Here is a 10,788-nt window from a genome sequence, read left to right as displayed (position 1 = left end):
AGCAGCTCGGCCAGGTGGTCGTGCAGGTCGGCGGGATCTTCGAAGCGGTGTTCCGCGCGGCGGGCAAGGCCGGCGGCGACGCCCTCGGCGGGCTCTCGGGGTGAGTGCTCAGGGACGGCCCTGTGGTCCCCGAGGTGAGGACGAGGGCGCGTCCGGAGCGGACGGGCGGGCGCCGGGGCGCCCGCGCGGGGGTCAGGAGCTCCAGAGCATGTTGCTGAGCTCGGCGTCGAGATCCATGAAGTCGGTCTCGCGACCGGCCGGCACCAGCTCGTAGGTGCGGTGCAGGAACTCCGTCAGCGGAGCCAGCGGCACCTCGAACAGGGCCTGTCCGAACGGTGACGTGAGACTGATGTGCAGGGTGCGCTCGCCGTCGGCGCGCGCGGGCCACACCTGGACGTCTCCGTCGCCGACACGCCGCACGATGCCGACTGTCAGCAGTTCGCGGGCAAAGATCCACTCGACCGGTTCGTCGTTCCCCACATGGAATGCCATTCTGATCGCGTAGGGATCATCGGCCGTGTAGCTGAGTCCGGCGAGCAGGGGGACGGTGGTACGGTCGGGGACCACAAGCCGAAGGCCAAGCTCGGCAGAGACGGTGGCGCTGTTCATCGTCAGCCAAACCTTTTTCGTCGTCGGTCCCCTCTTCGGGGCTTTCACTGCTCAGACGGACTGTGTCCCGAGCTATGACGCGGAACAAAGAAACCTGTAGGAAAGATTCCGCCTCCAGGCCCTTCTGTAACACACATCACAGCGCGACATTTGGGCATCTACCTGGCCAAACATCGCCAACAGGGCCGTATTTGCAAGGGTTTTGCGTATCGTTTTGGTCACCGTCGACTCCCCTGTAGGGGCGTCTCGGGCGATAGAGGTCCAGCTCGGGTCGTTCGGTGCTTCTGCGGATCAGGATGATGCTATGACACCGTAGCCCCCCGCCGGACGTATCCCCAGACCTTTGGTCCATGACCGTGTCGCACCCCATGATCATCTCTGTCGCCGCCGTCGCTTCGCGAGCGGTCCCGGATTGCGGTATGGTTTTCCACGTCGGCACCGCGAGGAGCCGGACAGGGCGGGCGATTAGCTCAGCGGGAGAGCGCTTCGTTCACACCGAAGAGGTCACTGGTTCGATCCCAGTATCGCCCACAGAAGGTAGACGCAGGCAGGAGCCCCCCGGTTGACATCAACCGGGGGGCTTTCCGCTGTCCGGGCCCGGCCGGTTCCCGTTCCCGGACAATGATCACGGAAACCGTCCGGCGGCGGCGTGGCCTGTCCCGCCGTCCGCACGTCCCGCCCCCCGCGGGGCCGGACCGGCCGGCCGCCGTTCTGGAGTCATCGTTCGGCCGTGCTTTGGTGTGCTTTTGCGTTAGCGTGTCCTTCTTCAGCTACGGACTCCCGGGGGGAAGACGACCGTTGGCCGGCAGAGGGAACGATCCCGTGGTGGTGATCGGGCTCGGCAGGTTCGGCAGCTCGCTCGCCGTGGAGCTCGCCCGCCGGGGGACCGAGGTGCTGGCCATCGACAGCCGGCCCAAGGTGGTGCAGAGCATGGCGGGCAGGCTCGCCCACGTCGTCGCCGCCGACTCCACCGACATCGAGGCCCTGCGCCAGCTCGGCGTGCCCGACTTCTACCGGGCGGTGGTCGCCATCGGCACCGACCTCGAATCCAGCATCCTCACCACGTCCCTGCTGGCCGAGCTGGAGATCGAGGACGTCTGGGCCAAGGCGGTCAGCCGTGACCACGGACGCATCCTGGAGCGGGTCGGCGCCCATCACGTGATCCTTCCCGAGCACGACATGGGAGAACGGCTGGCCCGCCTGCTGAACGGCCGGATGCTCGACTACATGGGGGTGGACGGCGACTACGCGCTGGTCAAGACCCGGCCCCCCAGGGAGTTCGTCGGCGTCCCCCTCGCCCACTCCGGGCTGCGCCGCAAATACGGGGTGACCGTGGTCTGCGTCAAGGGCCAGCACGACGAGTTCACCTACGCCGCGGCCGACACCGTCCTGGGCTACGGGGACGTGATCATCATCGCGGGCCGGGTCGAAGAGGTGGAGCGCTTCACCGAGCTGCCGTGACCGGCGGGGCCGCCTTCCCCCGCGCCCGTCACGCCGGCCGCCACCTGGGACACCGCCCTCGCCCGCCGCCGACACCCCACGGCTCCGATGTGATCCCGCCGCCCGTGCCTAGACTGGCCACAACGACCAGAATGGAGTTCGGTAACGATGCGGATCGGACTGTTGCTCAACGAACCCGAGGGCACGGACGTACTGGGCAGGCTGCGGGGGCGGATCGCCCGCGCGGCCGACGACGGCTTCTCCTCCGCCTGGATGTCCAACGTCTTCGGCCTGGACGCGCTGACCGCGCTCGCCGTGGCCGGCAGCCAGGTGCCGGGGATCGAACTCGGCACCGCCGTCGTCCCCACCTACCCGCGTCACCCGGCCGCCCTCGCCCAGCAGGCGCTCACGGCCAACGCCGCCCTGGACGGGCGGCTCGCGCTCGGCGTCGGCCTGTCGCACCAGATCGTCATCGAGGGCATGTACGGCTACGGCTTCGACAGGCCCGCCCGGCACATGCGCGAATACCTGTCCGTCCTGGTGCCGCTGGTGCGCGGGGAGCAGGTGGCCTTCGAAGGCGAGACCCTCAAGGCGCGGCTCGGGCTGACCACGCCGGGCGCCGGGGACATGCCCGTGCTCGTGGCCGCGCTGGGCCCGCGCATGCTCAAGCTGGCCGGGGAACTGGCCGACGGCACCGTGCTGTGGATGACCGGTCCCAAGACCGTGGCCGAGCACGTGGCGCCCGCCGTCACCGAGGCCGCCCGCGCCGCCGGGCGGCCCGCGCCGAGGATCGTCTGCGCGCTCCCGGTCTGCGTCACCGACGACGTCGAGGCCGCCAGGGCGCGGGCCGCCGAGGTCTTCGAGGTCTACGGCCGGCTGCCGTCCTACCGGGCGATGCTCGACAGGGAGGGCGCCGAGAGCCCGGCCGACGTGGCGGTCGTCGGAGACGAGGACGCGGTCTCCGCCCAGATCGAGTCGCTCGCCAAGGCCGGGGTCACCGACTTCGTGGCCGCCGAGTACGCCTCGGACCGCCGGACCAGGGAGTTCCTCAGGACCCTGCGGTAGAACCCGCCCGGGCGGGACCCGCCCCGCCCGCCGCCGGGGCGGGCCCACCCGGCCGACGGGACATGAGGGCCCAGCGGGCGAGCGCCCACAGGACCGGGCCGGCCGACAGCACCGAGCCCCCGGAGCCGAGGGAGAAGGCCGAGACGGCCGAGCCGATGGACCCGACCGACAGCACCGAGCCGATGGACAGGGCCGAGGCGGCCGAGCCGATGGATCCGACCGACAGCACCGAGCCCGCGGAGCCGAGGGATCCGACGGACAGGATCGAGCCGGCGGAGCCGATGGACAGGATCGATCCAGTCGACCCGATGGACAGGATCGAGCCCGTCGACCCGATGGACCACAGCGAGTTCTCGTTTTCCGGCATGACGGCAATCATGCTCCATCCGCGGCCGGCCGTGATCCACCGGGCGCGATCTACAGATGGTCGCGGACGAGGCTCCCGAACTCGGTCTCGAACAGGTCGTAGCGGCGCCTGAGCCCGTCGCCGGGCCAGTCGCCGGGCAGCAGCCCGGCCGGCAGCAGCGGGTCGGCCAGCAGGTGGCGCAGGGCGGCGGCGGCCAGGACGAACCGGTCGGCGACGGTGGTCGCCGCGTCAAAGGCCCCCTGCAGCGCCCGCGCGTGCCGGGCCCAGCCGGGGAGATCCCACAGGGATCCCGCCAGCGCGGCGGGGTCCTCCTCCGGGACCGCTCGCAGGAAGGCGCACTGCCCGGCGACGACGGGGGGCCGGGCCCTGCGCAGGTTGTCCGGCCGCATCCACACGCCCTCGCGGATCTCGGCCAGGCGCAGCGCCGCCATGGCCTCCCGGAGCGCGGCCCGCTCGGCGGCGGGCCGCCGCTCGGCGGTGACGATCGCGACCTCCCAGCCGCCGTCCCAGCGGCGGGTGCCGGGCGAGCGGCTCTCGTCCTGGCGGGCCTGCCGCAGGCGCAGGCGCTCGCTGAGCTCGTAGTGGCCCTCCCGCTGCGCGATGTCGCCCGCGGCGACCATCCGCGACAGCGCGACCCGGACCGTGCCCTCGGGGATGCCGAACAGGGCGCCCACCCGCACCAGGTGGCCGGCCCTCAGCCGCGGGGGATGGGTGCCCAGCAGCGTGCTGAGGATGACCGAACGCGCGGTCATCGGCCGGAGCCCGAGCAGGTCGTCTTCGTACGTCATGCCAACCGCCGAGCTTACTCATCCGCCCGGATATTACATCCTTCCATCATGTGTCTTGGAAGCGTAATGTCCAGGCATGGCTTCCTACCTCATCGAGCCGGTCGACCGGCTGCCCTTCGGCGGCCCGGACAAGGCCCGGCGCTACGCCACCGGGCGCTACCCGGGCGCGGCCGGCCTCAACTGGTACGGTTCGGACCCCACGCTGCGCTTCCTGATGCGCCGCCACCTCGGCGCCGACGCCCTGGAATGGGCGGAGCCGCACCTGCGACGGGCGGGCGCGCTGATGAGCGGCCCCATCCTGGAGCACGCCGAGGAGACCGACCGGAACCCGCCCCGGCTGGAGAGATACGACCGCTGGGGCCACGAGGTCGGCCGGATCGTCATGCCGCCGTCCTTCGAGGCGGCCCGCAGGGACCTGGTCGCCGGGGCCTTCACCCGCCCGGAGTTCGTCCGGGAGGCCAAGGCCGCCGGGGCCGATCCGGTGACCATGGGGCTGGCCTGGAACTACCTGCTCTACCAGGCCGACATCGGGATGGGCTGCGCGCTCGGCACCGGCGGCGACATGGTGGTGCTGATGGCCGAGGCGTTCGCGCCCCAGGACGTCAAGGAACGGGTCAGGGAGATCTTCGCGGACGGGATGTTCTCCGGCGAGGCCGCGCAGATGTTCACCGAGCGCACCGGCGGCTCCGATCTCGCCGCCCTGGAGTCCACCGCCACCCCGGCGGGGGACGCCTGGCGGCTGAACGGCCTGAAGTGGTTCGCTTCCAACGCCAACGGCTCCGCCTTCGTGGTGCTGGCCAAGCCCGAGGGAGGCCCCGACGGCAGCCGGGGCGTGGCGCCCTTCCTCGTGCTGCGCGAGCGCCGTGACGGCGGCCGCAACGGCATCCGTGTCCGCAGGCTCAAGGACAAGCTGGGCACCAGGTCGGTGGCCTCGGCGGAGATCGAGTTCACCGACGCCGAGGCGTTCCTGCTGGCGCCGGGGAGCGGGGACGGGGGCGCCGGCGACGGCAAGGGCCTGGGCCGGATGATGGAGCTGACCAACGGGGCCCGGCTCGGGATCGCCACGATGGGCCTGGGCTGCGCCCGGCGCGCGCTGGTCGAGTCGCTCTGCTACGCCCGCGGCCGCGAGGCCTTCGGCGCGGCCCTCATCGACCAGCCGCTCATGCGCCGCAAGCTGGCCGAGCTGATCGTCGAGGTGGAGGCGGCCCAGGCGCTGGTCTTCGACGGGTTCCACAACAGGCTGCGCCTCGGCCCGGCCCTGATCAAGCTCAGGGCCGCCCGGCTCGGCGTCACCGCGGCCAGCGACGCCATCGAGGTGCACGGCGGCAACGGCTACATCGAGCAGTGGCCGGTCGCCCGCATCCTGCGCGACGCCCAGGTCAACCCGGTGTGGGAGGGCGGTGACAACATCCTCTGCCTGGACGTGCGCCGGGCCGTCGAAAGAGATCAGCACCTGCCGTTCTTCGACCGGCTGACGGAGGCCGTACGGCACGCGCCGTCCGGCGACGACCCCACCGCGCAGCTGGTGTCGGACCGGATCGAGCGGCTGCAGGAGGCCGTGGGCCTGTGGCGCGGCCTCGACCCGGTCACCGCCGAGGCCAGGCTCTTCCCGCTGGCGCAGTTCATGGCCGACGTCTACGCCGCCGCGCTGCTGCTGGAGCAGGCCGGCTGGGAGCGCCGCGAGTTCGGCACCGACCGCAAGGCGCTGGTCGCCCGCCTCTACGCCCGCGCCCACCTCGCCGACCACGGCCCGCTGCGCGGCATCGACCACGTCGCCGAGGACCTCGACCGGTTCAAGGACCTCGCGGACGGAGCCCTCGCCGACGACCGGCCGTGACCGGTCGCCGCCGGCCCGCCCCGCCGGCGCCGTCTCCTCCTGCGGCTCAGAGGCCGAAGGCGCTCAGGGTCGCCCAGGCCGAGCCGGCGCCGGCGACGGCGCCGGCGGCGACCTGGGCGGGCGTGTGGTGGCTGAGCCGTACCCGGGCCCAGCACACCGCCGCCACGACCAGCGCGCCCGCCGCCAGGGCCGGTACGGCGGGCAGCACCCGGGCGAGCACCACCACGGTGCCCGCCGACACCGCCGCGTGGAAGGAGATCTTCCACCTGAGCGTGATCGGGACCGTCAGCGCGAGCGCGGCCAGCATCGCGGTCACCGTGGCCACCAGCAGCCGGGGCGCGCCGAGGGAGGCCAGCAGCACCAGCGCGGCGAGCACCGCCGCGACCGCCACCAGCAGCGGCCGTGTCCGGCTCGCCCGGTCGACCAGGTGGTGGGAGTCCAGCCGCCCGGAGCGGACCCCGGCCAGGATCACCCCCGCCGGGATCCCGCCGCACAGCGCCGAGGCCACCAGCCCCCATCCGGCGCCGACCCAGCCGTCGGCCACCAGCCCGATGACCGGGGGCAGCACGATGACCAGCACCTGGGGCGCGAACAGCCCGGTGACCCACCGCGCGGCCCGCTCACCGTGCGCCGCTCCCTGACCGGTCATGCCACTCCCATCGATGCGAGGTCCGCGGCCGGGACCGTCGGGCGGGCGGCCCGGAGGCGGGATCTCCGGGAGCCGCCGCGCCCGGCGGGCGGCGCCCCGGCTCGCGGGCGCGGCGCCCGGCGGGCTCAGTCGTTGGCGTGCAGGGCGCTGTTGAGCTCCACACCGGTGCCCTTGCGGGCGACGACCTCGACGGCGCCGGAGGTGGAGTTGCGGCGGAACAGCAGGCCGGAGGAGCCGGAGAGCTCGGCGGCCTTGACGACCCGGCCGTCCGGCAGGACGACCTTGGTCCCGGCGGTGACGTAGAGGCCGGCCTCCACGACGCAGTCGTCGCCGAGGGAGATGCCGACGCCGCTGTTGGCGCCCAGCAGGCAGCGCTCGCCGATGGCGATGACCTGCTTGCCCCCGCCGGACAGGGTGCCCATGATCGAGGCGCCGCCGCCCACGTCGGAGCCGTCGCCCACGACCACGCCCGCCGAGATGCGGCCCTCGACCATGGAGACGCCGAGCGTCCCGGCGTTGAAGTTGACGAAGCCCTCGTGCATCACGGTCGTGCCGGTGGCCAGGTGCGCGCCGAGGCGGACGCGGTCGGCCTCGGCGATCCGGACGCCGGAGGGCATCACGTAGTCGACCATCCGGGGGAACTTGTCCACGCCGTAGACGGTCACCTGACCGCGGGCGCGCAGGCGCAGCCGTGCGGTCTCGAAGCCCTCGACGGGGCACGGGCCGTGGTTGGTCCACACCACGTTGCTCAGCACGCCGAACAGGCCGTCGAGGTTCAGCCCGTGCGGCTGGACCAGACGGGTCGAGAGCAGGTGGAGGCGGAGGTAGGCGTCGTGGGCGTCGGCGGGCGCCTCCGACAGCTTGGCGATCCCGGTGTGCACCGCGACCACCTCCACCCCGCGGTCCTCGTCGGGGCCGAGCAGCGCGGCGACCGCGGAGCCGAGCGCCTCGACGGCCTCCTCCGGGGTCAGCCGCCGGGTGCCCGGCGAGGACGGCTCCCCCAGCTGGGGGGAGGGGAACCAGGTGTCGAGCACGGTCCCGTCGGGGGTGATGGTCGCGATGCCGGCACCGTGAGCGCCTGAGTTCTGTGCTGCTGTGTTCACGCCGACCAAGCCTAGTCAAAACCGGTGCAATGGCAGCACGCCGAGGGAGCGTTGGGCGTGTGCCGTGTCGCGGGGATCATTAGCGTGGCCGCCATGTTGCACGGCATCGATGTGTCGAACTGGCAGGGCGCCGTCGACTGGGACCACCATGCCAACAACGGGATCTCCTTCGCCTTCGCCAAGGCGACGGAGGGGAGCACCTTCAGCGACGCGTGGTTCGCCCGGAACTGGACCGGGATGCGGGAGAACTGGCTCGTCTGCGGGGCCTACCACTTCGCCCGCCCCGCCGATGACCCGGAGAAGCAGGCGGCGCACTTCCTGGCGGCCGTGGGGCGGGCGGGCGGCCTGCACCGCGGCGACCTGGTCGCGCTCGACCTGGAGACCAACGACCACCTGCCTCCGCGCCGGGTGGCCGGTTTCGCCCGCCGCTGGTGCCAGGCCGTCACCGCCAGGGCCGGGGTGCGGCCGGTGATCTACACCTTCCTGACGTTCGCGCTGAACGGCAACTGCGCCGGGCTGGAGGGCTATCCCCTCTGGATCGCCGCGCCCAACAACCCGCAGGGCAGGCCGGACGTGCCGGGACCGTGGAACAGATGGACCATCCACCAGCACTCCAACACCCCTGTGGACCGCAACGTCTTCCGGGGCACCCGGGCCGAACTCACCTCGCTGGGCTATCACCGGCGGCGTGATGCCTGAGATATCCCGTGACGGACACCGGTAGCATCGGTTGCTAGACCAAACGTCACCGTCTCTCAGGGAGCAACCGTGTCCGCCGCGCCAGAACTACGTATCACCCTCGCCGGAGCCGAGCGTGTGGTGGCGGAGGGCACGACGTACGGCGACGCGCTGCAGGCCGACGGCCGCTCCGTGGTCGCCGCCCGCGCCAACGGCGAGCTGAAGGACCTCGCGGCCCCCGTCGCCGAGGGCGACGTGGTCGAGCCGGTCGCGGTCGACAGCGCCGACGGCCGGGCGATCGTGCGCCATTCCACCGCGCACGTCATGGCCCAGGCCGTCCAGGAGCTGTTCCCCGAGGCCAAGCTGGGCATCGGCCCGCCCGTCGAGAACGGCTTCTACTACGACTTCGACGTCAAGAACCCCTTCACCCCCGACGACCTCAAGCGCGTCGAGAAGCGCATGCGCGAGATCGTCAAGCAGGGGCAGCGCTTCTCCCGCAGGCCCGTCTCCGACGAGGACGCGCGCGAGGAGCTGGCGGACGAGCCCTACAAGCTGGAGCTGATCGGCCTCAAGGGCGGCGCGAACGCCGACGACGGGTCCGACGTGGAGGTCGGCGGCGCCGAGCTGACCATCTACGACAACCTCGACCCGAAGACCGGCGACCTGTGCTGGAAGGACCTGTGCCGCGGCCCGCACGTGCCGACCACCCGGTCCATCCCGGCCTTCAAGCTGATGCGCTCCGGTGGCGCCTACTGGCGGGGCAGCGAGAAGAACCCGCAGCTCCAGCGGATCTACGGCACCGCCTGGGAGTCCCGCGAGCGCCAGGACGAATACCTCCACCTGCTGGAGGAGGCCGAGAAGCGCGACCACCGCAAGCTGGGCGCCGAGCTCGACCTGTTCTCCTTCCCCGACGAGCTGGGTTCGGGCCTGCCGGTCTTCCACCCCAAGGGCGGCGTGATCCGCCGGGTCATGGAGGACTACTCGCGGCGCCGGCACGAGGAGGCGGGTTACTCCTTCGTCAACACCCCGCACATCACCAAGGACAACCTCTACAAGACCTCCGGCCACCTGGAGTGGTACGCCGACGGCATGTTCCCGCCCATGGAGCTCGAGGGCGCCAACTACTACCTCAAGCCGATGAACTGCCCGATGCACAACCTGATCTTCAGGGCGCGCGGGCGGTCCTACCGCGAGCTGCCGCTGCGGCTGTTCGAGTTCGGCACCGTCTACCGCTACGAGAAGTCCGGCGTCATCCACGGTCTGACCCGCGTCCGCGGCCTGACCCAGGACGACGCGCACATCTACTGCACCCGCGAGCAGATGCGCGACGAGCTCAAGTCGCTGCTCAGGTTCGTCCTCGACCTGCTGCGCGACTACGGCCTCGACGACTTCTACCTCGAGCTGTCGACCAAGGACCCGGTCAAGTTCGTCGGCACCGACCAGGACTGGGAGGAGGCCACCGAGACGCTGCGCGAGGTCGCCGAGTCGGAGAAGCTGGAGCTCGTCATGGACCCGGGCGGGGCGGCGTTCTACGGGCCGAAGATCTCCGTGCAGGCCCGCGACGCCATCGGCCGTAGCTGGCAGATGTCGACCATCCAGCTCGACTTCAACCTCCCGCAGCGCTTCGAGCTGGAGTTCCAGTCGTCCGACGGCTCGCGGCAGCGGCCCATCATGATCCACCGGGCGCTGTTCGGCTCGATCGAGCGCTTCTTCGGCGTCCTGGTCGAGCACTACGCCGGCGCCTTCCCTCCGTGGCTCGCCCCGGTGCAGGTCGTCGGCATCCCGATCGCCGAGGCCCACGCGCCCTACCTGCAGGACCTGGCCAAGAAGGCCCGCGAGCGGGGTGTCCGGATCGAGGTCGACGCCTCCGACGACCGGATGCAGAAGAAGATCCGCAACGCGCAGAAGTCCAAGGTGCCCTTCATGCTCCTGGCGGGCGACGAAGACATCGCCAACGGCGCGGTCTCCTTCCGCTTCCGCAACGGTGAGCAGAAGAACGGCGTGCCGGTCGACGAGGCGATCAACGAGATCGTCGACGCGATCGAGCGCCGCGTCCAGGTCTGACCCGCGGCCGCGGGCAGGGCTCCGCGGCGAATGGTACGGCGGGCCGCCACAGGTGGCCCGCCGTACCTCTTCCGGTTCCGGCCTCTTTCGGCGCCTCTGCCGGCCGGGCAGGCGCCCCGGGACGGCCGCCGGGCGGCCACCGGACCCGACGGGCGCCCGGAGCGCGGTCCGGGACCGCTCGCTCCAGG

Annotated in this window: 10 protein-coding genes and 1 tRNA gene; 6 read left to right on the top strand and 5 right to left on the bottom strand. The window is 71.9% G+C overall.

The genetic code is table 11. The features are described 5' to 3' along the window. Positions 1–192: 192 nt before the first annotated feature. Positions 193–609, bottom strand: coding sequence for an SsgA family sporulation/cell division regulator (locus tag ACWDS7_RS42190; protein WP_012892610.1), 417 nt, complete (start codon positions 607–609; stop codon positions 193–195). Between the two features lie 459 nt (positions 610–1,068). On the opposite strand from ACWDS7_RS42190, the gene ACWDS7_RS42185 reads away from it, so the two are divergent. From ACWDS7_RS42185 to ACWDS7_RS42175, 3 genes are all read left to right on the top strand, one after another. Further along, positions 1,069–1,140, top strand: a tRNA-Val gene (locus tag ACWDS7_RS42185). 267 nt (positions 1,141–1,407) lie between these two features. Beyond that, the gene (locus ACWDS7_RS42180; RefSeq protein WP_451933852.1) at positions 1,408–2,070 is read left to right on the top strand and encodes a potassium channel family protein; all 663 of its coding nucleotides are present in this window, start codon (positions 1,408–1,410) and stop codon (positions 2,068–2,070) included. A gap of 147 nt (positions 2,071–2,217) precedes the next feature. After that, complete coding sequence (locus ACWDS7_RS42175; RefSeq protein WP_451933851.1) at positions 2,218–3,114, top strand: TIGR03564 family F420-dependent LLM class oxidoreductase; 897 nt, start codon at positions 2,218–2,220, stop codon at positions 3,112–3,114. Here ACWDS7_RS42175 and ACWDS7_RS42170 read toward each other — a convergent pair. Both ACWDS7_RS42170 and ACWDS7_RS42165 read right to left on the bottom strand, forming a co-directional pair. Then, positions 3,098–3,481, bottom strand: coding sequence for a hypothetical protein (locus tag ACWDS7_RS42170; RefSeq protein ID WP_451933850.1), 384 nt, complete (start codon positions 3,479–3,481; stop codon positions 3,098–3,100). The genes ACWDS7_RS42175 and ACWDS7_RS42170 overlap by 17 nt on opposite strands. A gap of 50 nt (positions 3,482–3,531) precedes the next feature. Continuing rightward, positions 3,532–4,269 carry a PaaX family transcriptional regulator C-terminal domain-containing protein gene (locus ACWDS7_RS42165; RefSeq protein ID WP_451933849.1) on the bottom strand — a complete coding sequence of 246 codons (738 nt, stop codon included), beginning with the start codon at positions 4,267–4,269 and terminating at the stop codon, positions 3,532–3,534. Between the two features lie 76 nt (positions 4,270–4,345). Between ACWDS7_RS42165 and ACWDS7_RS42160 the strand changes: the two genes are divergently transcribed. Beyond that, positions 4,346–6,106: an acyl-CoA dehydrogenase family protein gene (locus tag ACWDS7_RS42160; RefSeq protein ID WP_451933848.1), complete on the top strand. Its 1,761-nt coding sequence runs from the start codon at positions 4,346–4,348 to the stop codon at positions 6,104–6,106. Positions 6,107–6,152: 46 nt separating this feature from the next. Here the strand turns inward: ACWDS7_RS42160 and ACWDS7_RS42155 are convergent, their stop codons facing one another. Together ACWDS7_RS42155 and dapD are read right to left on the bottom strand one after the other, a co-directional pair. After that, positions 6,153–6,755 carry a hypothetical protein gene (locus ACWDS7_RS42155; RefSeq protein WP_451933847.1) on the bottom strand — a complete coding sequence of 201 codons (603 nt, stop codon included), beginning with the start codon at positions 6,753–6,755 and terminating at the stop codon, positions 6,153–6,155. 125 nt (positions 6,756–6,880) lie between these two features. Beyond that, positions 6,881–7,858: a 2,3,4,5-tetrahydropyridine-2,6-dicarboxylate N-succinyltransferase gene (dapD, locus tag ACWDS7_RS42150; RefSeq protein WP_451933846.1), complete on the bottom strand. Its 978-nt coding sequence runs from the start codon at positions 7,856–7,858 to the stop codon at positions 6,881–6,883. A 93-nt stretch (positions 7,859–7,951) separates the two neighbouring features. Between dapD and ACWDS7_RS42145 the strand changes: the two genes are divergently transcribed. Together ACWDS7_RS42145 and thrS are read left to right on the top strand one after the other, a co-directional pair. Then, positions 7,952–8,557 (top strand): glycoside hydrolase family 25 protein, encoded by a 606-nt coding sequence (locus ACWDS7_RS42145; RefSeq protein ID WP_451933845.1) that lies wholly within the window; start codon positions 7,952–7,954, stop codon positions 8,555–8,557. A 69-nt stretch (positions 8,558–8,626) separates the two neighbouring features. Further along, a complete protein-coding gene (gene thrS / locus ACWDS7_RS42140) occupies positions 8,627–10,600 on the top strand; it encodes a threonine--tRNA ligase (RefSeq protein ID WP_306868676.1) in 1,974 nt (657 codons plus the stop codon). Positions 10,601–10,788 lie beyond the last annotated feature (188 nt).

The sequence above is a fragment of the Streptosporangium sp. NPDC003464 genome, assembly GCF_053588315.1.
Note: the sequence above shows the minus strand (reverse complement) of the source record. Positions and strands in the feature narration are given on the sequence as shown.

Bases quoted from the DNA above. Each gene is read 5' to 3' on its own strand.
- ACWDS7_RS42190 (WP_012892610.1), bottom strand. From the start codon at position 609: ATGAACAGCGCCACCGTCTCTGCCGAGCTTGGCCTTCGGCTTGTGGTC.
- ACWDS7_RS42175 (WP_451933851.1), top strand. From the start codon at position 2,218: ATGCGGATCGGACTGTTGCTCAACGAACCCGAGGGCACGGACGTACTG.
- ACWDS7_RS42170 (WP_451933850.1), bottom strand. From the start codon at position 3,481: ATGCCGGAAAACGAGAACTCGCTGTGGTCCATCGGGTCGACGGGCTCG.
- ACWDS7_RS42165 (WP_451933849.1), bottom strand. From the start codon at position 4,269: ATGACGTACGAAGACGACCTGCTCGGGCTCCGGCCGATGACCGCGCGT.
- ACWDS7_RS42160 (WP_451933848.1), top strand. From the start codon at position 4,346: ATGGCTTCCTACCTCATCGAGCCGGTCGACCGGCTGCCCTTCGGCGGC.
- ACWDS7_RS42155 (WP_451933847.1), bottom strand. From the start codon at position 6,755: ATGACCGGTCAGGGAGCGGCGCACGGTGAGCGGGCCGCGCGGTGGGTC.
- ACWDS7_RS42145 (WP_451933845.1), top strand. From the start codon at position 7,952: ATGTTGCACGGCATCGATGTGTCGAACTGGCAGGGCGCCGTCGACTGG.